At 67.2% G+C, this 26,926-nt stretch carries 33 protein-coding genes; 9 read left to right on the top strand and 24 right to left on the bottom strand.

Translation table 11 applies throughout. The features are described 5' to 3' along the window. Positions 1-123: 123 nt before the first annotated feature. The 14 genes from sugE to rarD all read right to left on the bottom strand — a co-directional run bounded on the left by sugE (position 124) and on the right by rarD (position 12,730). Entirely contained in the window at positions 124-438 is a 315-nt protein-coding gene (gene sugE, locus LRS03_RS25875; RefSeq protein WP_257829178.1) for a quaternary ammonium compound efflux SMR transporter SugE, read from the bottom strand. Positions 439-587: 149 nt separating this feature from the next. Next, on the bottom strand, positions 588-1,082 hold the full coding sequence (locus LRS03_RS25880; RefSeq protein ID WP_257829179.1) for a PEP-CTERM sorting domain-containing protein: 495 nt from the start codon (positions 1,080-1,082) through the stop codon (positions 588-590). Between the two features lie 107 nt (positions 1,083-1,189). Then, entirely contained in the window at positions 1,190-2,518 is a 1,329-nt protein-coding gene (locus tag LRS03_RS25885) for a porin family protein (RefSeq protein ID WP_257829180.1), read from the bottom strand. Positions 2,519-2,568: 50 nt separating this feature from the next. Further along, complete coding sequence (locus tag LRS03_RS25890) at positions 2,569-3,981, bottom strand: undecaprenyl-phosphate glucose phosphotransferase (RefSeq protein WP_257829183.1); 1,413 nt, start codon at positions 3,979-3,981, stop codon at positions 2,569-2,571. A gap of 234 nt (positions 3,982-4,215) precedes the next feature. Beyond that, a complete protein-coding gene (locus tag LRS03_RS25895; RefSeq protein ID WP_257829184.1) occupies positions 4,216-4,689 on the bottom strand; it encodes a hypothetical protein in 474 nt (157 codons plus the stop codon). Next, positions 4,686-5,732 (bottom strand): beta-ketoacyl synthase N-terminal-like domain-containing protein, encoded by a 1,047-nt coding sequence (locus tag LRS03_RS25900; protein ID WP_257829186.1) that lies wholly within the window; start codon positions 5,730-5,732, stop codon positions 4,686-4,688. The genes LRS03_RS25895 and LRS03_RS25900 overlap by 4 nt, the downstream gene beginning before the upstream one ends. After that, entirely contained in the window at positions 5,729-5,989 is a 261-nt protein-coding gene (locus tag LRS03_RS25905; RefSeq protein ID WP_257829189.1) for a phosphopantetheine-binding protein, read from the bottom strand. Before LRS03_RS25905 ends, LRS03_RS25900 begins: the two co-directional genes overlap by 4 nt. After that, complete coding sequence (locus LRS03_RS25910) at positions 5,990-7,159, bottom strand: ABC transporter permease (protein WP_257829192.1); 1,170 nt, start codon at positions 7,157-7,159, stop codon at positions 5,990-5,992. Further along, positions 7,159-8,079: an ABC transporter ATP-binding protein gene (locus tag LRS03_RS25915; protein WP_257829194.1), complete on the bottom strand. Its 921-nt coding sequence runs from the start codon at positions 8,077-8,079 to the stop codon at positions 7,159-7,161. Before LRS03_RS25915 ends, LRS03_RS25910 begins: the two co-directional genes overlap by 1 nt. A gap of 27 nt (positions 8,080-8,106) precedes the next feature. Further along, on the bottom strand, positions 8,107-9,102 hold the full coding sequence (gene darH / locus LRS03_RS25920) for a BtrH-related acyltransferase DarH (RefSeq protein WP_257829196.1): 996 nt from the start codon (positions 9,100-9,102) through the stop codon (positions 8,107-8,109). Between the two features lie 109 nt (positions 9,103-9,211). Next, positions 9,212-9,607: a DarG family dialkylresorcinol biosynthesis protein gene (locus tag LRS03_RS25925; protein ID WP_257829198.1), complete on the bottom strand. Its 396-nt coding sequence runs from the start codon at positions 9,605-9,607 to the stop codon at positions 9,212-9,214. Positions 9,608-9,683: 76 nt separating this feature from the next. Further along, entirely contained in the window at positions 9,684-10,817 is a 1,134-nt protein-coding gene (locus LRS03_RS25930; protein WP_257829200.1) for a beta-ketoacyl-ACP synthase III, read from the bottom strand. Then, complete coding sequence (locus LRS03_RS25935; RefSeq protein ID WP_257829202.1) at positions 10,807-11,763, bottom strand: dialkylrecorsinol condensing enzyme; 957 nt, start codon at positions 11,761-11,763, stop codon at positions 10,807-10,809. The genes LRS03_RS25930 and LRS03_RS25935 overlap by 11 nt, the downstream gene beginning before the upstream one ends. Before the next feature lie 79 nt (positions 11,764-11,842). Next, positions 11,843-12,730 (bottom strand): EamA family transporter RarD, encoded by an 888-nt coding sequence (rarD, locus tag LRS03_RS25940; protein WP_257829204.1) that lies wholly within the window; start codon positions 12,728-12,730, stop codon positions 11,843-11,845. A gap of 108 nt (positions 12,731-12,838) precedes the next feature. On the opposite strand from rarD, the gene LRS03_RS25945 reads away from it, so the two are divergent. From LRS03_RS25945 to LRS03_RS25955, 3 genes are all read left to right on the top strand, one after another. After that, positions 12,839-13,108 (top strand): MoaD/ThiS family protein, encoded by a 270-nt coding sequence (locus LRS03_RS25945; RefSeq protein WP_257829206.1) that lies wholly within the window; start codon positions 12,839-12,841, stop codon positions 13,106-13,108. A gap of 4 nt (positions 13,109-13,112) precedes the next feature. Continuing rightward, positions 13,113-14,198 (top strand): WD40/YVTN/BNR-like repeat-containing protein, encoded by a 1,086-nt coding sequence (locus tag LRS03_RS25950; RefSeq protein ID WP_257829208.1) that lies wholly within the window; start codon positions 13,113-13,115, stop codon positions 14,196-14,198. 108 nt (positions 14,199-14,306) lie between these two features. Then, positions 14,307-14,828: a hypothetical protein gene (locus LRS03_RS25955; protein WP_257829210.1), complete on the top strand. Its 522-nt coding sequence runs from the start codon at positions 14,307-14,309 to the stop codon at positions 14,826-14,828. 268 nt (positions 14,829-15,096) lie between these two features. On the opposite strand, the gene LRS03_RS25960 is transcribed toward LRS03_RS25955, so the two are convergent. Together LRS03_RS25960 and LRS03_RS25965 are read right to left on the bottom strand one after the other, a co-directional pair. Beyond that, positions 15,097-15,465, bottom strand: coding sequence for a YchJ family protein (locus tag LRS03_RS25960; RefSeq protein ID WP_257829213.1), 369 nt, complete (start codon positions 15,463-15,465; stop codon positions 15,097-15,099). After that, positions 15,462-16,427 carry a bifunctional helix-turn-helix transcriptional regulator/GNAT family N-acetyltransferase gene (locus LRS03_RS25965; protein ID WP_257829214.1) on the bottom strand — a complete coding sequence of 322 codons (966 nt, stop codon included), beginning with the start codon at positions 16,425-16,427 and terminating at the stop codon, positions 15,462-15,464. Before LRS03_RS25965 ends, LRS03_RS25960 begins: the two co-directional genes overlap by 4 nt. A 110-nt stretch (positions 16,428-16,537) precedes the next feature. Between LRS03_RS25965 and imuA the strand changes: the two genes are divergently transcribed. The 3 genes from imuA to LRS03_RS25980 all read left to right on the top strand — a co-directional run bounded on the left by imuA (position 16,538) and on the right by LRS03_RS25980 (position 20,457). Beyond that, the gene (gene imuA / locus LRS03_RS25970) at positions 16,538-17,329 is read left to right on the top strand and encodes a translesion DNA synthesis-associated protein ImuA (RefSeq protein ID WP_257829216.1); all 792 of its coding nucleotides are present in this window, start codon (positions 16,538-16,540) and stop codon (positions 17,327-17,329) included. Between the two features lie 18 nt (positions 17,330-17,347). After that, positions 17,348-18,877: a Y-family DNA polymerase gene (locus tag LRS03_RS25975; protein WP_257829218.1), complete on the top strand. Its 1,530-nt coding sequence runs from the start codon at positions 17,348-17,350 to the stop codon at positions 18,875-18,877. A 104-nt stretch (positions 18,878-18,981) separates the two neighbouring features. Further along, positions 18,982-20,457, top strand: coding sequence for a methyl-accepting chemotaxis protein (locus tag LRS03_RS25980; protein ID WP_257829221.1), 1,476 nt, complete (start codon positions 18,982-18,984; stop codon positions 20,455-20,457). 19 nt (positions 20,458-20,476) lie between these two features. Here LRS03_RS25980 and LRS03_RS25985 read toward each other — a convergent pair whose 3' ends face one another. Together LRS03_RS25985 and LRS03_RS25990 are read right to left on the bottom strand one after the other, a co-directional pair. Further along, positions 20,477-20,701, bottom strand: coding sequence for a hypothetical protein (locus LRS03_RS25985; RefSeq protein WP_257829222.1), 225 nt, complete (start codon positions 20,699-20,701; stop codon positions 20,477-20,479). Positions 20,702-20,761: 60 nt separating this feature from the next. Next, positions 20,762-21,052 (bottom strand): hypothetical protein, encoded by a 291-nt coding sequence (locus LRS03_RS25990; RefSeq protein ID WP_257829224.1) that lies wholly within the window; start codon positions 21,050-21,052, stop codon positions 20,762-20,764. A gap of 63 nt (positions 21,053-21,115) precedes the next feature. Here LRS03_RS25990 and LRS03_RS25995 point away from each other — a divergent pair, with 63 nt between their 5' ends. Further along, entirely contained in the window at positions 21,116-21,373 is a 258-nt protein-coding gene (locus tag LRS03_RS25995) for a hypothetical protein (protein ID WP_257829227.1), read from the top strand. Between the two features lie 110 nt (positions 21,374-21,483). Next, positions 21,484-21,870, top strand: coding sequence for a VOC family protein (locus LRS03_RS26000; RefSeq protein WP_257829229.1), 387 nt, complete (start codon positions 21,484-21,486; stop codon positions 21,868-21,870). A 156-nt stretch (positions 21,871-22,026) separates the two neighbouring features. Here the strand turns inward: LRS03_RS26000 and LRS03_RS26005 are convergent, their stop codons facing one another. Beyond that, entirely contained in the window at positions 22,027-22,527 is a 501-nt protein-coding gene (locus LRS03_RS26005; RefSeq protein ID WP_257829231.1) for a DUF4124 domain-containing protein, read from the bottom strand. A gap of 88 nt (positions 22,528-22,615) precedes the next feature. On the opposite strand from LRS03_RS26005, the gene LRS03_RS26010 reads away from it, so the two are divergent. Beyond that, positions 22,616-23,791, top strand: coding sequence for an IS481 family transposase (locus tag LRS03_RS26010; RefSeq protein WP_257829233.1), 1,176 nt, complete (start codon positions 22,616-22,618; stop codon positions 23,789-23,791). A gap of 61 nt (positions 23,792-23,852) precedes the next feature. Here the strand turns inward: LRS03_RS26010 and LRS03_RS26015 are convergent, their stop codons facing one another. The 5 genes from LRS03_RS26015 to LRS03_RS26035 form a co-directional block, all read right to left on the bottom strand. Further along, the gene (locus LRS03_RS26015; RefSeq protein WP_257829701.1) at positions 23,853-24,692 is read right to left on the bottom strand and encodes an IS3 family transposase; all 840 of its coding nucleotides are present in this window, start codon (positions 24,690-24,692) and stop codon (positions 23,853-23,855) included. After that, complete coding sequence (locus LRS03_RS26020) at positions 24,656-25,018, bottom strand: transposase (RefSeq protein WP_257829234.1); 363 nt, start codon at positions 25,016-25,018, stop codon at positions 24,656-24,658. The genes LRS03_RS26015 and LRS03_RS26020 overlap by 37 nt, the downstream gene beginning before the upstream one ends. A 246-nt stretch (positions 25,019-25,264) precedes the next feature. Then, positions 25,265-25,585, bottom strand: coding sequence for a hypothetical protein (locus tag LRS03_RS26025; protein ID WP_257829236.1), 321 nt, complete (start codon positions 25,583-25,585; stop codon positions 25,265-25,267). Positions 25,586-25,684: 99 nt separating this feature from the next. Continuing rightward, the gene (locus tag LRS03_RS26030) at positions 25,685-25,996 is read right to left on the bottom strand and encodes an addiction module antidote protein (RefSeq protein ID WP_257829237.1); all 312 of its coding nucleotides are present in this window, start codon (positions 25,994-25,996) and stop codon (positions 25,685-25,687) included. Between the two features lie 10 nt (positions 25,997-26,006). Beyond that, entirely contained in the window at positions 26,007-26,294 is a 288-nt protein-coding gene (locus LRS03_RS26035; protein ID WP_257829239.1) for a type II toxin-antitoxin system RelE/ParE family toxin, read from the bottom strand. Positions 26,295-26,926 lie beyond the last annotated feature (632 nt).

Genomic DNA, 26,926 nt, shown 5'->3' on the forward strand with positions numbered 1-26,926 from the left:
CCCCGAGGGGAACGTAGGCCGCGGCTCCATGCCCACCTGCGCGGGCATGGACGGCCGGAGTGCGAGCCGCGTCTCGCGGCTCGCGGGGGCCGGCTTGGGGCGGCCCGGCGCTCGGCCCGCCGCTCAGGCGGTGATCTTCAGTCCCACAATCCCCGCGACGATCAGCGCCACACAGCCCAGGCGGGCTGCGGTCGCGGGCTCCTGAAACAGCACGATGCCGAGCGCGACGGTGCCCACCGCGCCGATGCCCGTCCAGACGGCGTAGGCGGTGCCCACCGGCAACGTGCGCATCGACCAGCCGAGCAGCACCACGCTGATCACCATCGCGGTGACAGTGCCCACGCTCGGCCACAGGCGCGAGAAGCCATCGGTGTATTTGAGCCCGATGGCCCAAGCGACCTCGAAGAGGCCTGCGATGAAAAGAATGACCCAGGCCATGACGACCCTTTCGCTGGAGATGGGGGGTCGTCCCCGGTTGGAAGCGCCCGGGTCAGGTCGTCCTGAAGGGCAGCCCGAGTTTAGGCCGCTCAGAAAAAAGGCCCGGCGTGCCGGGCCTTTTCGCGTAGCGAGATCCGATCGGAATTCGCTCACATCTTGCGGCGGCGCCCCACGAAGGCCAGTGCCCCCAGGCCTGCGAGCAGCATCGCGTAGGTGCCCGGCTCGGGCACGGGCGTGACCTGCACGTTCTGCAGCTGCATGCCGAAGTTCGGGCCGGGCACGCCGCGCAGCGCGAAGAGCAAAGCGCCGTCGCCCCCCGCCTCGGTGGTGAAGGAGTAGGCGTTCCAGCCCGACGAACTCGAGACGTCGCTCAGCAGGCCGCGCGTCGAGGGGCCTTCGAGGGTGTCGAAAAGAAAGCCGAAGCTCAGGGTCCTGTCGGCGTTACCGGCAAACTTTTCCGCCTGGTATTCGAAGCTGACGGTGTAGAAGCCCGAGGCCAGGTCCTCGAACTTCTCGAGGCAGAAACGCTGGCCGAGGCCGCTCTTCAGGGGGTCGTCGCAGCTGTTCAGCACCGCATGGGCGGTGCCGACGCTGCCGAAGGAAAGCACGGCGGTGGCAAGGCCGGCGAGAAGTTTCTTGTTCATGGGGTACTCCTGTGGTCACGTCGAATACGGTGGCCCGTGCAGCTCATGAGGCCTGCTGCTGCAAGGCAATCTGCGCTCCGCCTTGGTGCCGTGGTCTTTCTCATCGCTCAACGAATGGCGAATTCGGCGTTGCAGCCTGCGACGGTGGCCTTGTAGGGCGTGCTGAGCGCGGCGTCGCCGCCGACGGTCCGCTTCTCGTGGGTCACCTGGCAGATGAGCGAGAGCGCGTCGAAGGGCGTGTAGCTCATCGCCAGGCCGCCGATGACGGTGGTGTCGGTGCCGGTGGCGGTGGCGATGCCGCCGTTGGCAAAGCTGTTGTCGAGCTTGCGGCGCGCGTAGCTCACGCGCGGCGTGAACGACACCTTGGCGGTGGCGGCCCAGGTGAGGGCGAGCGAGGCGGTGTCGGCGGCGCGGCTGTCGCTGGTCTCGCCGCCGGTGAGGGTGGAGTCGAAGTCGGCCTGGCCGACGCTGCGGTCGTGCGTGAGGTCGAGGTCGGTCGTGAGCTTGCCGGTGGGACGCCAGACCCAGCCGAGCGCGCCCGTCCAGCCGCGGCTGTTGCGCGGGCCTTGCGAGGTGTGGCGTTCGCGCGTGGCGCTCACGCGCGAGTTCAGCACGCTCGCGCCGCTGGCGTTGTAGTTGGTGATGAAGTCGACGTCGTCGCGGGTGAACTCGTCTGGCACGGGTGCGATGCCGGGGTACTTGCCCTCGCTGCGGCGCACGCCCACGCGGGTGGTCAGCGCACTGCTCGGGCGGTAGCGCACGCCGGCGTTGATGGAGGTCTGGCGCAGGTCGCGGTCGTCGACATCGACACCGCGGTAGTCGTTCTCGCTCGCCGTCACGCCGGCCTCGAACGACCACAGCGTCACCAGGCCCAGGCGCGCCTGGAAGCCGAGCGCGGTGCTGCGCACCTGGTTGCGTTCGAGCGAGAGCGTGCCGTTGATGGTGTCGCGGTAGAGGCTTTGCCGCTGCTGTGCGCTGAGGATGCCCGACAGGCGGCCGATGGTCTCCCAGTCCCAACGCGCGTTGGCGTTGTAGTCGGTGTTGTTCATGTGCTCGTTCTTGTTGTAGCGGTTCGCGTTCGCCTGCAGGTCGGCAAAGAAGTGCTGGCGGCCGAGTGACTTGTCGAGGCCGATGTGCACGCCGCTCGACCAGATGCGGTCGCGCCGTTCGAGATCGCTGCCCTCGGGGGCGCGGAAGAGGTTGCTCTCGCCGGTGAGCCCCTGGCGGATGCCGAAGACGAAGGGCGAAGGCTCCTCGGTCGGGCTGCCGGTGCTGCCGGGCAGGGCCGGGGGCTGCGAGGGCGGGGCGCTGTTGGGCGTGGTGGGCACCGGTGCCGTCGGGGTGACGGAGGGGTTGGGGTTGTCTTGCGCGAGCGCGAGGGTGCAGGGAAAGGTGCTGATCAATCCCATCAGCAGGGGCAGGGTGGTGGTTCTCATGTTTGGTGTGGCGCCGTGGTGGGTGGAGGGGATCGATCGGTGGGGGTACCTCAGTAGGCGTTGCGATCGAAGAAGAGCACGCGCACCGTGCGCGCGATGATCTTGAGGTCGAGGGCGAGCGACCAGTTGCGCAGGTACTCCAGGTCGTACTGCACCCGCGCGGCCATCTTCTCGACGGTGTCGGTCTCGCCACGAAAGCCGTTGACCTGCGCCCAGCCGGTGATGCCCGGGCGCACCTTGTGGCGCAGCATGTAGGCCTGCACGATCTTTCGGTATTCCTCGTTGTGGGCCACCGCGTGGGGCCGCGGGCCGACGAGGCTCATCGTGCCGAGCAGCACGTTGAAGAGCTGCGGCAACTCGTCGAGCGAGGTCTTGCGGATGAAGGCGCCGAAGGGTGTGATGCGCGGGTCGTTGCGGGTGGCCTGCTGCACCACCGGGCCGTTGTCCTGCGTGCGCATCGAGCGGAACTTGAAGACCAGGATCTCCTTGCCGTCGAGGCCGGTGCGCCTCTGCTTGAAGATGACCGGCCCCGGCGAGCTGAGCTTCACGCCGATGGCCAGCGCCAGCAGCACCGGCGAGATCAGCACGAGGATGATCGACGACAGCACCACGTCGGTCACGCGCTTGACGAGGTGGTTGGTGCCGGTGATGGGCGACTCCAGCAGGCTCACCACGGGAATGCCTTCCACGTCCTGCAGCTGGCCCTGGATCACGTTGACGCCGGCGAAGTCGGGCACGTAGTGCACCGAGGTCGTGGTGTCCTGCAGACGGCTGATGAGCTCCATCACCCGCGGTTGCGCCACGAGCGGCAGCGTGATGTAGACGTTGTGGATGCCGTGGCGCTTCACGTGCTCGACCACGTCTTCCACACGGCCGAGCAGCTTGCCCGCGGCGCCGTCGTGCACGCGGTCGTTGCCGCGGTCGTCGAAGTAGCCCACCATCTCGTGCACGCAGCCGGTGTGGGCGCCGAGCGCCTGCGCGATGCGCACGCCGTTCTCGCCCGCCCCGACCACCACGGCGCGGCGCCGGTACTCGGGACGTTCGCTCACGCGACGCAGCCAGCGGCAGCTCGTGGTCACCATCACCCACTGCATGGCGGGGGTGAAGAAGGCCCACCACAGCAGCACGTCGGGCGAGAAGAAGTGGAAGCTGTCGGTGGCGTAGCCGAAGAGCATCAGGATCGACAGCACCGCGACCCAGTGGCTCACGATGTTGATGCCGGCGCGCAACGGGTCCTGTTTGCAGCGGTCGACGCCGGGGAAGGTCAGCACCAGCACCAGCATCCCGAGGATGAGCTCGGGACGGTCGATCGGCTCGTCGAACCACGCGGCCGCCAGGCCCAGCGTGAGCAGCGTGGCGAGCGGCTCGGCCACCGCGGCGACGAAGGTGTGGATGGATGGCGGCGCCACCGGAAACAGCCGCACCGGCGGCACGCTCGCGATGGTGGCGGTGTTCAGGTGCACGCCTGCGGTTGGACGTTGAACTGCGTTGTCCAAGATCGGCATGTCTGACATGGAGCTTTCCCCTTTGACCGGTTAATCGTTCCGGTCGCGAGCCGCTGCGTGGGGCGGGCGCGTGTGCCTGGTTTCGCACCTCTGCGCAACGGGCTCGGACCCTGCGCGACTTTTGGCAACCTGCGTGCCGCGCGAGGGGAGCGCGCGGGGGGTGTCTTGGTGTGAACAGGCCCTAGCGTGGGCTCAGCGCGGTGTGTAGCGCCACCACTCGGTGCGCAGGTCTTCTTCGACGGTGCCGATCAGCAGGCCTGCGTCGCCGCATTCGAGCTGCGCGAGCTGCAGCGCGGCGTGCGTGTCGCGGCAGAGCACGTAACGCGCATCGCCTTGCCAGCCGAGGTGCTGGCTGAGGGCGGCGAGCGTCTGGCTCGGCTGGCTTTGCATGAAGGTGAAGGGAAGCGGCAGGCCTTGGCGCGCCTGCTCGGCGACGAGCCGCGTGGCGCCCATCGGGCCGTGCACGCCCACCACGCGCAGCAGCGCGCCACCGTGGAGCTGGTCTTCCTGCGCGGCATCGAGGCACAGGCGCGCGCCGTGCAGCGCGAGTTCGGCCCAGGCGCCGATGCGGCGCGGGCGGGTGCCGAGTCGGCGTGCGAGCTGGTCGCGCCAATCGGCCGGCAGCGGGTCGAGCACGACGTGGCTCTTGAGCACCAACGACCTCATGCCTGCGTGTCCTCCAGCACCACCGCCGTGTGGCCACCACCGAAGCCGAGGATGCTCGCCAGCACATGACGGGCACGTGACGGTGGCTTGTCGGCGAGAGGGGCGTGCAGCGCGGGGTCTGGCGCGTGGCCGGGGCGCGGCCACGCGCCGCATTCGAGGCAGGCGGTGAGCAGCGCGAGTTCGGCGATGCCCGCCGCGCCGAGGGTGTGGCCGATGGCGGCCTTGAACGAGACGAGCGGCGGCAGCGGGTCGAACACACGACGAAGGGCGCGGGCCTCAGTGGCATCGCTCGCGGCGCCACCCGCGGCCTGCGGTTTGACGAGGTCGATGTCGGCGGCGGTGATGCCGCTGTCGGCCAGCGCCTGGTGGCACATGTCGATCACCGCGCTTTCGATCGTGCCGGCGGGGTCGCGGCCGTCGACCACGTTGGCGCCGCCGGCCAGGCGCCAGCGCGAGGGCTGCGCGGACAGCTGCAAGGCGGCCACCGCCTCGCCCAGCACCAGGCCGTTGCGCCCGGCGCCATAGGGCAGGGCGCCGGTGGGGCTCAGGAGCTGCATGCCGGCGAAGCCGCCGACGGTGAGGGTGTTGCGCAGTTCGAGTCCGAGCACGAGGGCCTCGGCCACCACGCCGTGGCGCACCAGCGTGCGGGCGCTCAAGAGCGCTTTCAGGCCCGAGGTGCAGGCGGTCGAGACCGTGTAGACCGGGCCCTGCCAGCCGAGCCAGCCGGCCACGGTGTCGGCGAAATGCTGGTGGTCGTGGTCGAAGTCGTGGGTGGTCTCCAGCAGGCCGATGTCGAGCGAGGACGACGCGATGAAGAGCGCGCCCTGGCGGTCGGCACCCGCGGCGGCGCGTTCGACGAGGCGGCGGCTGCGTGCGGTCCAGTCGCTGTCGTCGTCATCGATGGTGTAGCAGGGCCAGGCCGAGCCGTCGGCGAGCGTGACCGTCTTCGGCACCACCGGGGCGGCCAGCGCCTGCATCGCGCTGTCGAGGTCGGGCCCCAGCGCCGAGGCGAGCGCCCGGCCGGTGAGGTAGGCCTCGTTCATGCCTTGAGGTGCTGCCGCAGGTGCTCGGCCAGGTGCGCGATGGAGCTGAGCGCACGGCGCGTGTCCTTGCTGTCGGGCATGCGCACGCCGTAGCGCTGCTGGATGGCCATCGAGATCTGCAGCGCATCGAGCGAGTCGAGCGCGAGGCGGGCGTCGGGGCCGAAGAGCACTTCGTCGTCGGTGAGGCCGCCCTCGGGCTCGGCCTTCTCGGCAGCTTCGAGCACCAGGGTCTTGAGGTCGGCGATCAGGGTGGACATTTATCGGGGCGAACGTTGGAACGAACGTTGAAAGAGCGCGAGCGCGATGCCGAACATCAGCGCGGCGAAAAGCGACAGGCGCACGAGCTGCGGCGCGGTGCTGGCGATGTCGCCACCGCGCAGCACGACGTTGAGCAGGGCTTCCAGGCCCCAGTTCATCGGCGACCACTCGGCCAGGCGCTGCATCGACTGCGGCATCACGAACTTGGGCACCATGATGCCGCCGATGGCGGCCATCAGCACGTTGAGGATCGGGCCCACGGCGGCGGCTTGTGCATGCGTGCGCACCGTGCAGGCGATGGCGAGCGCCATGCTGACGGCGGCCACGCTGATGGCGGCGAGCGCGAGCAGCAGCGCCGGCCAGTTCACCTGCGCGAGCGTGAGAGCATCGCCGCCGAGCGAGGGCATGAGCCACACGCCGACCGCGAGCATCAGCGCAGCCTGCACGGCGTTCACGCCGAGGTAGGGCAGACCCTTGGAGGCGAGCAGCGCACTGCTCGAGACGCCGAGGCTGTGCAGCCGCGCCAGCGTGCCGCTCGTGCGCTCCTCGACCACCAGGCCGGCCAGCGAGGCGACGACGAAGAACATGCCGAAGACAAGCCATGCCGGCACGTTCTGCTGCACGGCGCTCGGGCGCGGGCCGGTGCTGCCGGCACGTTCGGTCTGCACGATGCGCAGCATCGAGGCATCGGGTGCGGGCTTGGGGGCGTTGTTCTGGGCCAGCGCGGCGCGGGCCTTCAGTTCGCCCGCGGTGCCGGCGAGTTCGGCCTGCAGGGTGTTGAGCAGGTTGCCGTCGAGGCCGGGCTCGGCCAGCAGGCGGATGTGCGGCTGCGTGGGCAGCGACGCCTCTTCCAGCTCTTGCGACAGGCCGGGTTGGAGCACCAGCACGTATTTCAGGCGGCCTTCGCGCAGCTGCTGCTCCCAGTCGGCCGGCAGCGCTTGCGCGGGGCCGTGGGCACGCTCCCAGTTCCTGGCCAGGGCGCGCGACAGCGGCCCGGTGTCTTGCGCCTGCACGGCATAGGCGAGGCTTCTCTGCGGCGGGCTGTAGTAGTCCTTCAGCGCCAGCGACATGATGATGATGAAGAGCACCGGCAGCAGGAAGAGCGCGGCCAGGCTGTGCGGGTCGCGGATGAGGGCGAGCAGCTCTTTCTTGATGAGGGCTGGAAGCATCAATCCCTCAGCGAGCGTCGGGTGAGCGACATGAAGAGCTGCTCCAGGTTGCCGCGGCCGAATTCGGCGGAGTGCACGGTGGCGCCGGCGGCATCGAGCGCGGCCAGTACCTCGGCCGGGCGGCTCTTCAAGCGCAGGCTCACGCGCGGGCCTGCGCTGCTGTCGAGCACGGCGCCGTGCTTCGCCAGCAGGGCGAGCAGGCTTTCGCGGGGCAGGCCATCGGCGGCAAGCACCAGCACGGGCTCGTGCTGGGCCAGCAGCTCGTCGAGCGAGCCCGCGCAGAGCATGCGCCCGTGATCGAGGATCACCACGCGGTCGGCGATGGCCTCGATCTCCTCCATGTAGTGCGAGGTGTAGATCACCGCTGCACCCTTCCGGGCCAGCGACCGGATGGCTTCCAGGATGAAGGCACGCGACTGCGGGTCGACGCCAACGGTGGGCTCGTCGAAGAGCAGCAGCTCGGGCTCGGGCAGCAGGGCGATCGCGAGGTTGAGCCGGCGCTTCAGGCCGCCCGAGAGTTTCTCGGCGCGGGTGTGTTCGTAGCGCTCGAGCTGCGCGAACGCCAGGCATGCGGCGATGCGTTCGTCGCGCCTTGCACCGCTCAGGCGGCCCGCCGCGGCGAAGCAGGCGAGGTTCTCGGCCACCGTCAGCATCGGATAGAAGGCGTACTCCTGGGGCGCGACGGCAATGCGGGTGGGGGTGGCACTGCGCACGTCGGACAGCGGCGCGCCGTCGACGAGGATCTGCCCCTGTTGCACCGGCAGGAGGCCGGCGAGGTGCGAGATGAGCGTGGTCTTGCCGGCGCCGTTGGGGCCGAGCAGGCCCAGCACGTGGCCGCGCTGGGCGGTGAGCGACACATCCTCCAGGGCGGCCGAGTCAGCGCGGGGGTAGCGATAGCCGAGGTGCTCGATCGACAGCATGGGGCGGGATTGTCGCCTCAGCTGCCGTCACTTCACCGCGGCCTGCAGCTCTTTGAAAAAGGCCTCTTCCTGGTCGGCCTGCTGGCGCAGCAGCGCCGCAATGGTCGACGGGTTCACCGGCTCGCGGCCCTTGATCATGCGGGCGGCCTTCAGTGCCATCGCGCGCCAGCCGTCGCCGATGGCGATGAGCCGCTCGGAAAACTGCGCGAGCACCGGGCGCTCGGCGAGTTGCGCCGCCTCTTGCAGGAAGGCCGCGTAGATGAAGCGGAAGCCGGCGCCCCCGGTGCCGATCTCTTCCTGCATGCGCACGATCTGGCCGATGAAGTCGGCGCTGTGTTTTTCGCCCGCAGGGAGTTTGTCGACATGCTTGGCGAGCCAGCGCATGCCGCGCACGCCGGCGATGGGCACGGGCGGCAGCATCGCGCGGCAGTTCTTGCGGATGGCGACGCGCACGGCCTCGGGGGTGATGTTCTTCTGCGGGATGGCCTTCGGGTAGTACAGCAGGCCTTTCGGCGCCAGGGCCCCCTTGGCGAAACGGGCGCGCTGCAGGTCGGCGCTGGCGCAGCGCTGTGGGTGCTCGAACACCGGGTCGCTGATCAGGTACTCGTCGCCTTCCTTGCCGTAGACCAAGAGGTTGTGCGCATTGAAGTGGAAGCGCATGTCGGGCGGGAAGTACGGCAGCCAGTAGACCGAGGTCTGCAGGCCGACGATCTGGCCTTGCGCGAGCAGGTCGTCGAGCCGTTTGGCGCCGGCCTGCGGCGAGCGGAAGGTCTCGAAGCGGAATCGCGTGGCCAGCGGCGCCAGCAGGCCCTTGATGATGGCGCGCGGCAGCGAACGGTAGGCGATCAACGGCAGGCCGTTGATCTTGATGAAGGGCAGGTAGGCGAAGGCGAGGCCGCCCGAGAGGCCGAAGGCCAGGCTCTCCGTGACCGGCACGCCGTGGTGGCGCAGCAGGTTGGAGATGACGCCGCTCTCGCAATGTGCGGCGTGGTGGTGCTGGAAGGTGGCGGCGTGGGAGTTCATGACGACCCCTCGTCCGACCGATACGTCGGCCGATCCCCCGAGGGGATGGCGGGCCGGCTTGGGAGCGGCCCGGCGCTCGGCCCGCTCTCGCTGTTCAAGGTTGTCTTGGTCATGGCAGCTTGCGGATCTCGGCGACCGTGAGGCCCAGCGCATCGGCATAGCGCTGCAGGTGTTTGTCGGTCAGCGTGGCGAAGATGTCGGGGCGCAGGTGGCGCTTCACGCGCCATTGCCAGTAGCCGCTGGTCTGCGACAGCAGCGGCACGTCCATGCGGCGGGCGCACATCCAGTATTCGAGCGGCGAGGCCGCGCCGGCCTGCACGCGCTGGCGGGCTGCTTCGGCGAGCGCCTGCAGTGTGTCGACGGCGTTGCTGGTGACGATCTCTTCGGCTTCCCAGCCCTTGCTGGGGGCGATCACGATGCGGCCGCTGGCGTCGCGCGCATAGACGGCCTTGCGGTGGCCGCCGAGCGTGGCGTTGCCTTCCTGCGGGACGTTGTCGAGGTCCATCAGACCTCCCGCCGGGCCGCCCCAAGGGAGGCCGGCGCCCCTTGGGGGCAGGAGTGAAACGACTGGGGGGCCAACATCAGACGGCTGTCAGATGGATGAAACCGGTGGAGAAACGGCCGCTTTCCGGGATGTACATCAGGAGCTTCTGCCCCTTCTGGATGCGGCCCGAGCGGAACAGCTCGTCGAGCATGATGTATGGCGAGGCCGAGCCGGTGTTGCCCTTGGTCACGAGGTTGCTGAACCAGCGCTCGCGCGGGATCGGCAGGCCGGCTTCGGCGATCGCCTGTTCGACCGGGCCGCTGAAGAAGGCCGACGAGACGTGCGGCAGGAACCAGTCGATCTCGCTTGCGACCAGTCGGCGCTTGTCGACGATCTCGGCCAGCGGCTCGCGCACCGTGGCGCGGATGACGTGCTCGTTGAGCAGGCGCACGTCTTGTTTGACCGCGAAGATCGACTTGGCCTGCCAGTCACCGTTGGTGAAGCGCAGCCAGCCGCGCAGCGAGCCGTCGTCGTTCTTGTCGGCGCCGGCGTACATGCAGACCGGCAGCTCGTGGGCGGCCGACGAGAGTTCGATCCAGTCGACGCGCAGCGAGAGCGGGCCGCTCGGGGCCGTCTCGAGCAGCACGGCGCCGGCGCCGTCGGACAGCATCCAGCGCAGGAAGTCTTTTTCGAAGGCGATCTCGGGGCGCTCTTCGAGCTGCTGCAGCTTGTGCTCGACCTCGGGGTCGAAGTTGCGCGCCAGCATGATGGGCGAGGCCAGCTCGGAACCGGTGGCGACCGCACGTTTGGATTCACCCGCCTTGATCGACAGCCAGGCGTGCTTGAACGCCGCCGCACCTGACAGGCAGATGCCGGCGCACGACACCGCTTCGAGCCGCGGCCAGCCGAGCTCGCCGTGCACCATCACCGCATGGTTGGGCATCAGCTGGTCGGGCAGCGAGGTGCCGGTGGCCAGCGTGTCGACACGGCCGATGTCGCCCATCGCCCGGATGGCGTTGGCCGTCAACTGGGCGTTGGTCATCGCCGGCTCGCCGGTGGCGCGGTCGATGGCGTAGTGGCGCGACTGGATGCCGTTGCTGCGCAGCACCAGCCGGCGTGCCCGCGAGGGCTTGCCGCCGACCATGCCGAGCACGGATTCGATCTCGTCGTTGGAAACGGGCTCGAAGGGCAGGAACGCGCCAGTGCGCGTCAGAAAAACATCAATCCCCATACAAGTGGCTGCGTTCCGTGGATGAGCCAGAGGGCTCTTCAAACTGGGTCTTGATTTTAGAGAGCCACCCTCCCATGAAGGGTCGCAGAAGCGTCTGCAGGAGGATGCTGGTGGGCACTACCGTGATGATCATCACGATCAGGAAGGTGACGTAGATCGCGAGCAGCGGCACGCGCTGCGGTGCCCCCGGCTTGCCTGCGGCCATCAGCAGTTTTCCCCAGATGTGGAAGCTGCGCGAGGCGGCCTTTTCGCTGAAGTAGAGGCGCGGGTCGACGGTCACTGCACCCATGCCGCCCAGCAGCGGCTGCGTGCTTTTTTCACGATCGGCATGCAGCGAATCGACCAGTGCCTTGCCGAAGCGGCGGGCACTCTGGATCTGCGCGTCGTTGAGGCCTGCGTCGGGCATGCCCCAGAAGCCCTTGCGGCTGCCGCTGAGCACCCACTTGGGCGTGGTGAAGAAGGTGGCGAGTGTGGGGCCGGGGTCGACGTAGACCACGTTGTCGAGCAGGCGTGCGCCGGCATCGGCCAACAGGCCCTTGAGCTTCTCGTGCGCCATCAGCCACATGTTGCGGCAGGCGATCAGCGTGACCACGGGTTTGCCGGCAAGGAGCTTCCGGGCCACCGGGTGCTGCAGGAAGGCGGTGACGGGCTGCGAGGGGGCCAGGAACCACACCTGGTAGGGCAGCACGATGAGGTCGAAGTCTTCATCGCCGGTCAGGGACAGCGGCTTCAGCTCGGGGCCTTTGAGGTGGTACGACTCGGGGAAGGCGTCGAGGAAGGGAAAGAAGCTCCAGGGAAAGGGGAAGGGCTTGCGCGTTTCGATCGTCTCGATGTGCAGCGAGACACCGGGGTCCTCGCGCAGGGGCTTGAGGAAGCTGTCGGTCAGCGTGTTGAGTTGTCCGCTCTGCGAATAGCGCAGCACCAGGACCTTCTTGACGGTGTTCACCACAAAGCCATGAGAAGAAAACGGGATTCCCTATGGTAGGCGAGCAAGCACCTACTGCAGCTCCCGAAAACGCAGGAAATCAGGCAGTTTGTGGTGCCGGCGTGGTACGGCTGCGCCACCACCCCTCGGCGCTGTAGAGGGCGAGCGCCAGCCAGATCAGCGCAAACCCCATCAGCCGTTCGGCCGAGAAGGGTTCGTGGAAAAGCCACAGCCCGAGCGCCAGCTGGATGGTCGGGCCGATGTACTGCAGGAGGCCGAGCGTGGTGAGCGAGATCTGCCGCGCCCCGGCCGCGAAGAGCAGCAGCGGGATGGCGGTGATGGGGCCGGCGGCGATCAGCCAGAAGTTGGTCGACGCGTCGGGTGCAGGGAAGACGCTCGTGCCCTGGCCCATCCACAGGCCGAGCACGGCGAGGGCGATCGGGGCGAGGAGCAGCGTTTCCAGCGTCAGGCCTTCCAGCGCGCCGAGCGATGCGACCTTGCGCAAGAGCCCGTAGGCGCCGAAGCTGGCGGCGAGCGCGAGCGCGATCCACGGCAGGTGGCCGGCCAGGATGGTGAGCCACAGCACGCCGGCCGCGGCGATGCCGAGCGCCACCCACTGCGCCCGGCGCAGCCGCTCGTGCAGCACGGTGTAGCCCAGCAGCACGTTCACCAGCGGGTTGATGAAGTAGCCGAGGCTCGCGTCGATCACGTGGCCGTTGTTGACCGCCCAGATGTACACCAGCCAGTTGGCCGACAGCAGCACGGCGCTGGCCACGAACGCCAGCAGCACCTTGGGGCTGCGCAGCACCGGCTTGACCCAGGCCCACTGGCGCCGCAGCGCCAGCACCACCAGCACGAAGACCAGCGACCACACGATGCGGTGGACGAGGATCTCGCCCGAGGGCACCGTCGCGATCTGGCGGAAGTACAGCGGGAAGATGCCCCACAGCGCGAAGGCGAGGGCGGCGTACAGGGCTCCGATGGGCATGAAGGAAGGCGCGAAAGGGCGGCCGAGGCGGGACGCGGATTCTCCCAGCCCTTGTGCCGGTGTGCTCTCGGGTGGTCATTCGCGGCGGGCGGCGGCATCATCGGCACCGTGGCCCATCTCGTCTTCACCCAGCAGCTCAAGCGTTTCACCGAGGTGCCCGAGGTGGACACTCCCGCCCCCACCTTGCGCGAGGCCTTGCAGGCGGCGTTTGCGATCAACCCGCGGCTGCAGGGCTATGTGCTCGACGACCAGGGCCACCTGCGGCCCAATGTGGTGGTGTTCATCGACGGCCAGCGCAGCCGCGACCGGCGCACGCTTGGCGATGTGTTGAAGCCCGAGAGCCGGGTTCATGTGCTGCAGGCCCTGTCAGGAGGATGACGAGATGACGGCAACCAGGGCCTGGGCGGCCACACGCAAGGGATTGTTCGAGCTGCGGCGCTCGGCCAGGGGCTGGGGCGTCGCGCGGGTGAGCTTCCTGGCCGAGCCGGTGTCGATGGTGTTGCCGCCCGTCGGGGGCAGCGGCCGCATGCTGGCCGCGCTCAACCTTGGCCACTTCGGCGTGAAGGTGCACGCGAGCGACGACGCGGGTGCCACCTGGCGCGAGGTCGACGCGCCCACCTACCCGCCGCAGCCCGAGGGCGGGAAAGACGCCGAGGGGCCGGCCTGGAAGCTGGTGCAGATCTGGTCGATGGAGGCCCTCCACGGCGCCATCTGGGCCGGCACGCTACCGGGCGGACTTTTCAAGAGCACCGACGGCGGTGAACACTGGGAACTGGTCGATTCGCTCTGGTCGCGGCCCGAGCGGCTGGGCTGGTTCGGCGGCGGCTACGACGTGCCGGGCATCCATTCCATCCTTCCGCACCCCACAAGGCCGGGCGAATTGCTGCTGGGCATCAGCTGTGGCGGCGTGTGGGGCAGCCGCGAAGGCAGCACGCAATGGGAACTGCAGGCCAAGGGCATGCGCGCCGACTTTATGCCGCCCGAGCAGGCCGACGACGAGAACACGCAGGACCCGCACCTCATCGCCTTGTGCGACGCGGTGCCCACGAGCGTCTGGTGCCAGCACCACAACGGCATCTTCCGCTCGACCGATGGCTCGCGGAGCTGGCAGGAGGTGAAGCCGCCGATCGCGAACTTCGGCTTCGCGGTGGCGGTTCATCCGCGTGAACCCGACACCGCCTGGTTCGCCCCGGCGGTGAAAGACGAGAAGCGCGTGCCGGTCGATGGCGCCCTCTTCGTGCACCGCACGCGCGACGGCGGCAAGAGCTTCGAGGCGCTGCGCACCGGCCTGCCGCAGCAGGACTGCTACGACCTCGTCTACCGCCACGGCCTGGTGGTCGACGGCACCGGCCGCTCGCTCTTGATGGGCAGCACCACCGGCAACCTGTGGGCGAGCGACGACGCCGGCGATAGCTGGACCGAGGTCGCAGGCCACCTGCCGCCGATCCACGCGCTGCGCTTCGGCTGAAGCCCGGGTAAATCTGCCCCCTGCATCGCGGGGCGACACCCTGTGCGCGGGAATGACAACCCCCGCATGTGATGTCGAAATGGCAGCACCGTGCGCCGGAGTACCGCCATGCCCATCACCATCGCCGTTGGAGCCCGTTCCCTCTTCGTCACCGCCATCGCCTGGCTGTTCATCCTGCTCGGCGTGGTGGCCAGTGTCTCGGCGCTGCTGCAGAACGCGATGCTCGCCTCGCTGCTGCCCCTGCCGGCGCAGGCCGGGTTGACGGGGTGGCTGGTGGCCAAGCTGCCGTGGGTGACCGGCGCCTGCCTGCTGCTCTCGGTCGCCACGCTGGCCTCGGCAATCGGCCTGCTGCTGCGGCTCGACTGGGCGCGGCGCACCTTCATCGGCTTGCTCGTCGTGGCCATCGTCGCCAACCTGCTGGGCCTGTGGCTGCAGCAGGAGCTGATGCAGGCGATCGTCGACCACGCGCTCAGCAGCGCCGCGCTGCCGCCCAAGGCGGCGGGGGTGTTCGGCGGCTTCGTGACCGCGGCGCGGGTGATGGCGGTGGTGGTGACGCTGGGCGCTTGCGGGCTCCTGGCGTGGATCATTCGCCGGCTGATGTCGGCGTCCGTCCGGCAGGAGTTCGCCTGAGCTAGGGCCTGTTCACACTAAATGAGCACCCACGCCGGGGCCTGAAGGCGTGGGCGGCAAGGCGCAGCGGAGGCCGTGTCCTATGGCACACAACGACGCTGCAACACCGCCGCACGCGCCTTCAGGCCCCGGCCCTCCGGGTGATCTCAGCAAAAGCCCGCCCACAGCGTTGCAAATGCTCGCTGTAGCAAGTGCTACAGCTGCGCTTTGCGCCTCGTTGGCGGGCTTTTGTTGAGTCACGTGGGTGCTCATTTAGTGTGAACAGGCCCTAACTCAGCTCGCCGTCGACGTAGTACCAGCGTCCCTCTTCACGCACGAAGCGGCTTTTCTCCTGCAAGCGGTGAGCACGCCCGCCGAGCTTGCTGCGGGCGACGAACTCGACGGTCGCATGGTCGGCGTCCTGCACCTCGTGCATCTTCACGTCAAGGCCGAGCCAGCGCAGACCGGGTGGATTGGGCTCAATGGCTGCGGGCCGTGTGCTCGGGTGCCAGGTCACTGACAAGTAGTCGATGAGATCGCGCACATAAGCGGTGTAGCGCGAGCGCATCAAGGCTTCGGCGTCCGGTGCTGGCAAGCCCGCGTGGAAACGGCCGCAGCAGTCTTCGTATCGGCGAGTGCTGCCGCAGTCGCAGGTCATGTCAGTTCCTTCTGCCAGGTCTCGCCCACGAGGTCGTGGCCGAAGCTGTGGTGCGGTTCGCTTGCCGTCATCGTGTAGCCCGCCTTCTGGTAGATGCCACGCGCTGCGGTCAAGAGGCTGTTGGTCCACAGCACGATGCGCCGGTAGCCGGCCATGCGCGCGAAACGTTCGCATTCGTGCACCAGCCGGTGGCCGAGGCCCAGGCCGCGGGCGGTGGGTTCGACCAGCAGCATGCGCAGCTGCGCCACGCCGGGCAGCGGTGCCTGGGTCGTCTCGTCGCGCGCCTGCACGAGGAAGACGCAGCCGATGTTGTGCCCGTCGCGCTCGGCGATCCAGCAGGTTTCGCGGGTGGGGTCGAAATGGTCGATGAAGTCGGCGGCGAGGCGTGCGACCAAGGCTTCGAAGCGCATGTCCCAGCGGTACTCCTGCGCGTAGAGCGCACCATGACGCGAGACGACCCAGCCCATGTCGCCCGCCCGGTGCGGCCGCAGCAGATAGGGCGCGTGGCCCTGGCGCGGTGCGTCGTCGCCCAGCAGCTGCTGCAGCGTGCCCATCGCCTGCAGCAGCTGCTGCTGGTGCGCTTCGGGCAGAGGGGTGAGCAGCGCGGCGATCTGCTCGCGCGAGCGCTGGTCGAGCGGGGCGAAGGCAGCGCGGCCGGCGGGCGTGAGGCTCAGCTGCGTCTGGCGGGCGTCGGTGGGCGAGCGGGTGCTGTCGATCAGGCCCTGCTCCTTCAGGCGGCGCAGCAGGCGGCTCAGGTAGCCGGCGTCGAGGTCGAGCGTGCGGGCCAGATCGGTGGCGGTGGTGTGCTCATGGTGGGCCAGTTCCCACAGCAGGCGCGACTCGGCCAGCGAGTAGGGCGAGCCGAGCAGGGTGTCGTTCAGCACCCCGATGCGATGGGTGTAGAAGCGGTTGAAGGCGCGGATGGCTTCGAGCCGGTCGGGGGCGGGCTGGGGCGAAGGCATGGGCGGATTGTCGGCAGATGATTGACAAAAGCAAGCAATCATTTGCCTGAATCGAGGCCTGGAGCGGTCAGGGGTTTGCGCAAAACACTGTATGAAAATACAGTTATCTCATGAACTCGCCCCAGCTCACCGATGCACCTCTCGCCAGTGGCCCGGTCGCCCTGCCACGGCCGGCGCTGGCCCCCGAGGAGCTGCACCCTCAGCTGTGGCGCGCCCACCAGCTCGGTCGCAATGTCGAGCGGCCCATTTCCAGTGGCTTCGAACGGCTCGATGCCGAGCTGCCCGGCGGCGGCTGGCCGCGTCGGGCCTTGACCGAGCTGCTGCTGTCACATGCCGGCATCGGCGAGGTGCGCCTGCTGGCCGCGTGCCTCGCCTCTGTGCAGCAGGCGGGCCGGCTGGTGATGCTGTTCGATCCACCGGCGGCGGTGTCGGCGCCTGCCCTCGGCGAGCTGGGGCTGGACGTGGGCCAGCTGCTCGTGATCCAGACCCATCTGCAACTGCACGCCGGCGCCGACCGCCTGTGGGCGCTGGAGCAGGCTTTGAAGAGCGGCCACGTGGGCGCGGTCGTCGCGTGGTTGCCACCGCGGGTGCGCGCCGACCGTGTGCGTCGCCTGCAGCTCGCCGCCCATGTGCACGATGGCCCGGCTTTCGTCTTCCGAGAGCCGGCGGTGCAGGGCCACGCGAGCGCGGCGCCGCTGCGGCTGGCGCTGCACCCGGCCGGGGCCGACCAGCTCGCGTTGAGGGTGCTCAAGCGGCGCGGGCCGCCCCTGCTCGCGCCGCTGCACCTGGCGCTGCCGCCTGTGTTGTCGGCCGCTGCAGCGCGCCGTGCGCAGTTCGGACAAGACGCCCCCGAGGAGGCCCTCGCGAGCCTGCGCGCGGCCGCCTTCATCAACCTCGCTTGAGCGTCATGAGGCCTGGCGATGTTGTGGGTCGGTCTGCACCTGCCGCTGCTGTCGCTGGAAACCTTTTCGGCGAGCCTGCCACCGGCCCCCGAGCACCCGCCGATCGCCCTGGTGGACGCGCACCACATCGTCGGCGCCGATGCCTCCGCCCAGGCGCTTGGCGTGAGCGTGGGCATGAAGCGCGCCACGGCGCTGTCGCTCGCACCGCACCTGCTGCTGGGGCAGGCCGACGCATGGCGTGACGCGCAGGCCCTGCAGGCCGTGGCCCATGCCGCGCTCGCCTTCACGCCGATGGTGTGCCTGCCGGCCCCCGACGGGGTGCTGCTCGACGTGCAGTCCAGCTTGCGGTACTTCGGCGGGCTGGCGGCGCTGCTGCGCCGGCTGAGAGACGCGCTGGCGCCGTTCGGCCATCGGGTGCAGCTCGTGAGTGCGCCCACGCCGCACGGCGCGGCCTTGCTGGCGCGCCTGCACGACGGGCTGCATTGCCCGGATCGCCATGCGCTGCAGCAGGCCCTGGAAGAAGCGCCGCTCGCCGTGCTGGCCACGGCCGTGCCGCACGAAGAGGCCTTGCTCGGCATGGGCCTGCGCTGCCTGGGCGAGCTGCGCCAGCTGCCGCGGGCTGGCGTGGCGCGGCGCTTCGGCAAGGGCCTGCTCGACGAAATGGACCGCGCCTTCGGCGACCGGCCCGACCCGCGCGAGCCGCTCGTGCTGCCCCCCACGTTCCGCAGCGAACTCGAAAGCTTCTTCGCCCGTGCCGACACCACCGAGCAGCTGCTGCATGGCGCGCAGAGGCTCCTGCTGCGGCTGGTGGCCTGGCTGTCGGCCCAGCATGCCTTCGTCACCCGCTTTCGGTTGCTGATGAAGCACGAGGCTCGCTGGCGTGTCGATGACGGAGGGGGCCGCAGCGCCCCCTTCACCACGCTCGAGATCGCGCTGGCCGAGCCCTCGCGCGACGTGGCGCACATGCTCACGCTCCTGCGCGAGCGCCTGGCGCATGTGCAGCTGCCGGCGCCCACGCTCGAGCTGGTCATCGAGTCCGACGACATCGTGCGCCGGCCGCCGCCGAATGCCGAGCTCTTCCCCACGCCGCAGAGCGAGCGCGCCGGCCTCGTGCAATTGATCGAGCGCCTGCAGGCGCGCCTCGGGCGCGAGCAGGTGCAGTGCCTGGTGCCGGTGGCCGACCACCGCCCCGAGCGTGCGACGCAGGTGGTGCCGGCCGAACCGCGGCTGATGAAGCGGGCCCAAGGTGCGACAGCCGATGCCACCCACTCCTTGCGAGACCCGCTCACCCGCCCGCTGTGGCTGCTGCCCGAGCCGCAAGCCCTGCAGGAGCGGCAGTCGCATCCCCTGCTCGACGGCCACTTGGTGCAGCTGCTGGCCGGCCCCGAGCGCATCGAGACGGGCTGGTGGGACGGCGGCCTCACCGAGCGCGACTACTTCATCGGCCAGACCCGCGAAGGTGCGCTGGTGTGGGTGTATCGCATGCGCCCACAGCATCTGCCTTCAAGTCGGGCGCCCGGGTGGTTTCTTCACGGGCGTTTTGCCTGAATTTCCCTCCCGGCGCCGGCTCAAGTTCACCCCTCGTGCGCCGATAGATTCCAGACGATGCGCCCTGCATCGCTTGCATTCGATTCGAAATGAAGATCGACAACTTGACACTGCGCTCTCGCCTGGTGATCGGCTTCGTGCCCCTGCTGCTGATCCTCGCGGTCAACACCCTGTGGGCGGCATCGCTGGCCGCGGGCAGCGCCCGCTACTGGATCGCCGCGATGGGCGTGGCCGCAGTCGCCTTCGGCATCGTCCTCGCGTGGTGGCTCGTGCGCAGCGTGGTCGCTCCCGTGCGCGAAGCGCTCGATGCCGCACGCCAGATCATGTCGGGCGACCTGACGCTCACCTGCGCCAGCACCCGCCGCGACGAGTTCGGCCAGTTGATGCAGGCGCTCGACGGACTGAAGGACTGCCTCTTCAAGGTGGTGAGCGAGGTGCGCACCGGTACCACCACGGTGGCCAGCACCTCGTCGCAGATCAACCGCGACAACACCTCCCTGTCCGAGCGCACCACGACGCAGACCGACTCGTTGCAGCAGACAGCCGCGTCGATGGAAGAGATCACCGCCACCGTCAAGCAGAACGCCGGCAACGCCGAGCAGGCCAACAAGCTCGTGCTCGAAGCCTCGGGCCATGCGGTCAAGGGCGGCGAGGTGGTGAACCAGGTCGTGACCACCATGGGCTCGATCAAGGAAAGCTCGCGCCGCATCGCCGACATCATCGGCGTGATCGACGGCATCGCCTTCCAGACCAACATCCTCGCGCTCAACGCTGCGGTGGAAGCGGCGCGGGCCGGCGAGCAGGGCCGCGGCTTCGCGGTGGTGGCGGCCGAAGTGCGCACGCTCGCCCAGCGCTCGGCGACCGCGGCGAAAGAGATCAAGTCGCTGATCGGCGATTCGGTCGACAAGGTCGAGACCGGCAGCCGCCTCGTCGACGATGCCGGCCGTGCGATGACCGAGATCGTGTCGTCGGTGAAGCACGTGGCCGATCTCATGCAGGAGATGGCCGGTTCGAGCCACGAGCAGAGCCAGGGCATCCAGTCGGTCAACCAGGCCATCGCCGAGATCGACGGCATGGTCCAGCAGAACGCCAAGCTGGTGAAGGACGCGACGCAGACCGCCGCCACGCTCAACGAGCAGGCCGTGGGTCTCTTGAAATCAGTGGCTGGCTACAACCTCGGCACGCGCGAGCATGGCAGCGCCGAAGAAGCCGAAGCGCTGGTCAAGGCGGGTTTGGCCTTTTTCAAGGCCCATGGCAAAGACGCGCTGCTGGCCGAGATCAACAAGCTCGGCAAGGGCCAGTTCATCGACCGCGATCTCTACCTGATGGCCATCAACATCGATGACTACAAGTTCTACGCCCACGGCAACAACCCGCGCACGCTCGGTGCCGGCCCCGTCAGCAAGGATGTCGACGGCAAGTTCTTCGTGAAGGAGATGGCCGACCTCGCGCGCAGCGGCGGGCAGGCCTGGGTCGACTACAAGTGGGCCCACCCGGTGACCAACGAGATCCGGCTCAAGTCCTCGTACGTCGAGCGTGCCGGTGACCTGGCGGTGGCCTGCGGCATCTACAAGAGCTGAAGCGCAAAGTCGCTGGCGCTCAGCCCTTGCGCCCGCCGCCGAAGATCAGCAGCGCCGCACCGCCCACGATGGCGGCCACGCCGGCCCACACCGGCACGTTGACCGACTCCTTCTCTTTCACCGAGAACTCGATCGGGCCGAGCTTCACGTCGTGCGTGTTCTTCGTGTAGCTGAAGCCGCCGTAGACCAGCGCCAGCACGCCCGCGGCGATCAGAAACGCGCCTAGCAGTTTGAGGGGTGTCATGCGTGGAGTCTCCTGTGTTCATCCGTCATGCGGGCGATTCTGCCCGCGGGTCATCATCGGTCAGCCCAGCCACACGGCGCGCACCCCGGTGGTGACGGCCGCTGCGGCGAGCCATGCGCCGACGCGCTTGAGCAGGGCCGTGTCCACCGCGCCCGGCGCGCTGGCCGCAGGACGCGCGAACCCCACCACGAACGCATGCGCCGGCAGCGCGATGACGAGCAAGGTGGCGATGACGAGCTCGATGCCGCCGGCACTGCCCGGCCCGCCGTAGCGTGCCCACAAGAGCGGCCATGCGATGGCGGCGACGATGCCGGCGAGGCCGGCGGTCAGGGGTGTGGGGGTGATCTTCACGAGGGTGAGCTTTCGGCAGCGATGTGGGCCGCATGATGCCACTCGGCGAGCGATGGCCCGTTCATGAAAAAGCGACCGGGGACGCACCCCTACAATCGCGCACCCCCCGATGGACCAGACACTTTGAAAACGACCTCGAAAGCAGTTCGCGCCGGCAAGAATCTTTTGCCCAAGGAAGACAAGAAAGAAGACGTGGCCGTGGTGGTGAGCCCGCCCGTGCCGACGGAGAAGATCAAGATGATGAAGACGGTGCTCGTCGCGTCCTACGGATGGCCGACCGCCGACATGCAGCCATCACGCCGGCAGATGGCCCGCCGCTGAGCGTCGGGGTGGCGCCGGCGTCATCGCGGGCGTAAGCTGCAGGGCCGGCCGGGCACACCGTTGCCCGCCAGATGGCCATCGTCGGGCCGGACTGAGCGAAAGGACTTCCCATGTTGTCCGACTCGTCTGTGACCACCATGCTCCCCGTCAAGGACATGGCCCGCGCACGCTCCTTCTACGAAGGCTGTCTCGGCCTCAAACCCGGCGGCCTGCGCCCTGACGGCAAGTTCGTGTACGTGGTCGGTGGCAGCACCCTCGCACTGTTCCCGAAACCGGAAGGCACCAAAGCCGACCACACCGCCATCAGCTTTCGCGTCGACGACATCAACGCCAGCATCGAGGCGTTGAAGCGAAAAGGGGTGGCTTTCGAAGACTACGACTTCCCCGGCCTGAAGACCGTCAACCACGTGTGCGTGCTCGGTGCCGAGAAGGCAGCGTGGTTCAAAGACAGTGAAGGCAACTACCTGTGCATCCATGAGGACATGGCGCAGGAGTAGGGCACGAAGTTCAATAGGTTCAGGCGCGAGTACAACAACGAGCGCCCTCACAAGGCCTTGGAGATGCGCAGGCCGCGCAAGCAATGGATCAACGTGACCAGCGCGCTCATCGACGAGCACGTCGGTCTTGAAGAGATCGGCGACGGGATCAGTGACCTACTCGCGCACAGGACCGCACTTCGGCTCCGGGCTTGGAATGGTGGTGCACTTCTCGAACGCTTCTGGCTTTGTAGCGCCTCTTGTTGTTCGGTATGGGCCGAAGCACTCCAGGCTTTCGTTGTACAGGCGTCGCCAGGTGTCGCAGTCAGTCGAGTCTGTAACCCCTTGAGCGGGGCGTTTTCCTGGGGTCGGGAGGGAGGCGGCAGATGCGGGCTGACTTGCCTGCTTGCTTAGACGCTGTTTCGCAGCCTCTTCGGCAAGTGCCTTCTCTTTGGCTGCGATGTCTTGCGCTTCCTTGCGCTGCTCAGGCGTGACTTCGGACCTGCTGGAGTCGATGCGTGTGGCCGACTTTTTGTACTTCTCAGGGACGGAATCCGAGATATGTGTGCGACCGTTTTCATCCACCCAGCGGTAGATCACCGTCGCTTGCGCAGCCTGCGTGACCAGAAGCAGCGCGGCGAGGAGGAGGTTGTGAACCGCAGGTGAGGGAGATCTCATGGGTACCGTCCTCCTGATAGGTGACACAGTAGTCCGGGTTGATAGGTAACACACCGATGGACGATGGGGGCTCTGGAAGGAGCACCCGATGCCTTGGAAAGAGACCTCAACGATGGATGCGAAGGTGGCATTTATTCTGGACTGGAACAGCCAGAAGTACCAGATGACGGAGCTGTGCGCGCGGTACGGCGTGAGCCGCAAGACGGCCTACAAGTGGGTGAAGCGGTACCTGGAGCATGGACCGGACGGGCTGTGGGAACGCAGCCATGCGCCGCAGAGATCAGCGAACCGCACGTCCGACGAAGTGGAGCAGGCGATCGTGCAATGCAGGCTGAGGCACCCGAGCTGGGGGCCGAAGAAGCTGCTGTGGACGCTGGAGAGGAGGCAGCCGCAGCTGGAGCTACCCAGCCGCACGACGGTGGCCGAGATACTCAAGCGCAACGACCTGGTGCTGGCCAAGAAGAGGCCGCGACCGGTGGGGCACCCCGGGCGGCCGAGCATGGTGGTGAACAAGCCCAACGACTGCTGGAGCATGGACTTCAAAGGGCAGTTCAGGACGGGAGACGGCGTGTACTGCTACCCGCTGACGGTGACGGACAACCACAGCCGCTACCTGCTGGCATGCCAGGGTCTGCCCGGCACGCTGCTGGAGCCTACGCAGGCGATGCTGACGAAGGTGTTCAAGGAGTACGGGCTGCCCAGCCGGCTGCGCAGCGACAACGGGGTACCGTTTGCGGCGTACACGCTGGGCAGGTTGAGCCGGCTGTCGGTGTGGCTGCTCAAGCTGGGGGTGATGCCCGAGCTGATTGAGCCTGGCAAGCCGCAGCAGAACGGCCGGCACGAGAGGATGCACCGCACGCTCAAGGACGAGACGCTCAAGCCGCCGGGGGCCAATGCGAGAGTGCAGCAGAGGAAGTTCAACGTCTGGCGACGCGAGTTCAACGAAGACAGGCCCCACGAAGCGCACGATGGGCTGACGCCGCACGATGTTCACGTACCTTCGAGCAGGCGCATGCCCAGCAAGCTGCTGGCGCCCGAATACCCCGATCGCTTCGAGGTGCGCTACGTCAGCGCCAACGGCGGCATTCGTTGGTACAAGAAATGGGTCAACGTCAGCAGCGTACTGATCGGCGAATACGTGGGTCTTGAAGAAGTCGATGACGGCCAATGGGACGTGTACTTCGCCAACTACAGGCTTGGAAGACTCAATGAACGCTTCATGCGCATCGAAGATGCCTTCGGCAAAATGAAACGCCGCGTGTAACCCATCACCCCGGACTATCTGTCACCCAGGAACTTGTGCCGATAAAGTGGACACACGGTTGTTAGGCTTGCGTTAGTTCGAAGGACACCGGATTCATACGAGGCAACGACGTATGAATGCGGGTGTGGTTGTAGAAGGCGAAGTAAGTGCGCAGAGTCTGCCGCAACTGCTCGTCTGTGTCGAACCTCTTGCCATGGATGTATTCGCTCTTGAGCGAATGGAAGAACGACTCCATGTGCGCGTTGTCATTCATCTGACCCGGCCGGTTCATGCTTTGGGTGAAGCCCTTGCGTCTCATGATGGCGCGATAGGCATGCGCCGCGTACTCGATGCCGCGATCGCTGTGGAACACCAGACCAGGGCCCGGATTGCGCTTGCTCAGCGCCTGGAACAGCGCGGCACGCGTGAGCCTGACGTCGCGCGTCGTATCCAGGCTCCAACCCAGGATGCGGCGTGAGAACTTGTCCATCACCACGGCCAGGTAGCGCCATTGGCCGCGAACCTGCAGGTAAGTAACATCGCCCACCCAGACCTGGTCCGGGCGCACCAGCTCGATCTCTCGTTCCGAGTTCGGGATGCTCCTGAAGAAGCGCCGCTTGCCGGCCTTGGAGCGCCCCTGCTGTCCAGCGTATTTGCCTGTGATGTGGGCGCTGCGCATGAGGCGAGCCACACGGCGCTGGCCGATGCGTTGGCCTTGCTCGACCAGCACGTCGCGAACGCGTGGGCTGCCGTAGGTGTGCAAGCTCTTCGAATGGATCTGCACGATGCGCGGGGTCAGCTGCTCATCTTCGAGCTGGCGCGGCCCGGGCTCACGCGAGCACCAGGCGTAGAAGCCCGAACGGGTGACGTTGAAGTGGTCGCACATCACCGCGACCGGCCAGGCTTGCCGGTTTGCTTCGATGAAGGCGAAGACTTCGCCTTTAGTTCTGAGGCAAACCGGATAGCTTTTTTTAAGATGTCGTGCTCCATCTGAAGCCGCTTGTACTTGTGCTCCAGCTCGCGCAGGCGCTGCAGCTCGCCCACAGCGGACACATCAATGGGCGCCAGTTTGCCCTTGAGCACCCCGTCACGCACCTGCTTGCGCCACTTGGACAGCATGAACGGGTGAATGCACAGCGACTGCGCCACGTCTTTGACCAGCACCCCAGGCTGGTGACTCATCTGTACGGCCTTGAGCTTGAACTCAAGCTCGTACCGGGGGACCTTCTGCGGCCCGGGTGTTCCCATAGCGACTCTCTCCGTTAGGTTTGAGTGTCAACTAAACCGGAACAAGCTCCGACGTCCTCTCGATGGAAGGGTTAGGCGGCGCGCATGGCACAGCCCGGAACTGCATTTTGCGTTGGGTGGCGCTATCGGCAAGCAAATGCGCCTCACCAGCACGTGCTGCGAAGCAGCGGGTGCTCGCACGGCCTGCTTTGCCTGGCGCGACTGCGCGAGGCCGGAGTAGGGTGCACTTGCCACCGGGCTACGAGGCTAGTGAGTATCGGGTTCACTAAAGATCTGGTGGGCGACGTGTGACAGTTCAAACTGATTGCAGCCTCGGGTATCTATACCGCCGCGTTCGTTTGGTGCTTCGAATTCCCAACCGTCTTCGACATCAGACCAGTAGACGATCTTGCCTTCGTGTTCAGCCATCACAAAGACGACTTCACCGGGTGAATCTTGAATCGGAACTGCTCTTGGCGGAATAGCAATGGCCTCGAAACGCAAGCGAAGACTGTGAGGAAGCTTCTCAAGCGCTTCTTCGAAAAGAGCCTCGACTTCCTCTTTCGTTGACGGAGTCCACGGTTTCATGCGACGCCTAACGTTTGACATGAGAGGCGGGCCTCGGCTTGCCGGGGCACGTCCTCTCGATGGAAGGGTTGGGCATCACCGGCGCGGCGTGACCCAGCCTTATGCAGCCTCTGCGTGAAGGCGAACGCCAAGCGCACGAGCTACCTTCAGGACGGTTGCGAAGCTCGGGTTTCCGTTTTCGCTGAGAGCCTTGTAAAGACTCTCTCGACTCAAACCTGCATCGCGTGCGACTTGAGTCATGCCTTTGGCGCGAGCGATATCGCCCAATGCTCTGGCAATACCCGCGGCATCGTCAGGAGCCTCAACGAACCAAGCATCAAGGTAGGCCGCCATTTCTTCGGGCGTGCGCAGCTGTTCTGCTACGTCGTATGCGAGAGTCTTCGTCTTCGGGGTTGCCTTAGCTTTTGCCATCTCGGTACTCCTAGAGGTTTCGGGCAAGCGCAATAGCCGCCTTGATGTCTTGTGCTTGACTGGACTTGTCTCCACCAGCGAGAAGGACGATGAGTTCACCATTCCTCTCGGTGTAGTAAACCCGGTAGCCAGGCCCTACGTCGATCTTCAGCTCGGAGACACCATCAGTCAGGTTTCGATGTTGGCCAGGATTGCCATGAGCGAGCCGATCGACCCTGACCTGAATGCGTGCCCGAGTGGTGCGATCTTTGAGCCCATTGATCCAATCTCGGTAGACCTCAGTGATCTGAATGCGCATACCGAAATGTAGTCTACAGGATACGCTTGGTCAACCTCTGGATTTCAGTGATGCCCAACGTTTGACATGAGAGGCGGCGACCGGCTTGCCGGGCGACGTCCTCTCGATGGAAGGGTTGAGCATCGCGCGTGGCATGGCTATTGGCCTCACCAAGCGCGGACACCCAGCATTCTCTTTGGGAACCTGCGCGGACTTAGCCAAGCGTCGCGTTCTTCTTTGCAGCCGCTCAGGCGCTGGAACTCGCGCAGGCCCAGCGCTGCCTTCCACGGCAGCGCCCAACCTCTGACTACTGAAGCGGCGCGAAGCGCCAACCACCAACCGACTTTCACCGGCCGTTCGATGGCATCGCACGGGTGCCGAAGCGTGGCAGTCCCTTCCGTCTTCTCGCCAGGAGCTCCGACGTGACGCCAGAACGACCTTCTTGCTTGTGGGCCAGGGCACAACGGCAAAGTGGACGGAGCCTTGGCACAACGAAGCGCCCGATGACCTTGCACCTGTGAACCGAACCTGAATTTGAGGCGCTGACCGAAGGCTCATAAGCAGCAAGAACTCTCAGGACCTACTCGTGATGCTCAACGTTTGACATGAGAGGCGGCGCCCGGCTTGCCGGGTGACGTCCTCTCGATGGAAGG

Source organism: Rhizobacter sp. J219, assembly GCF_024700055.1.
GTDB lineage: Bacteria > Pseudomonadota > Gammaproteobacteria > Burkholderiales > Burkholderiaceae_C > Rhizobacter.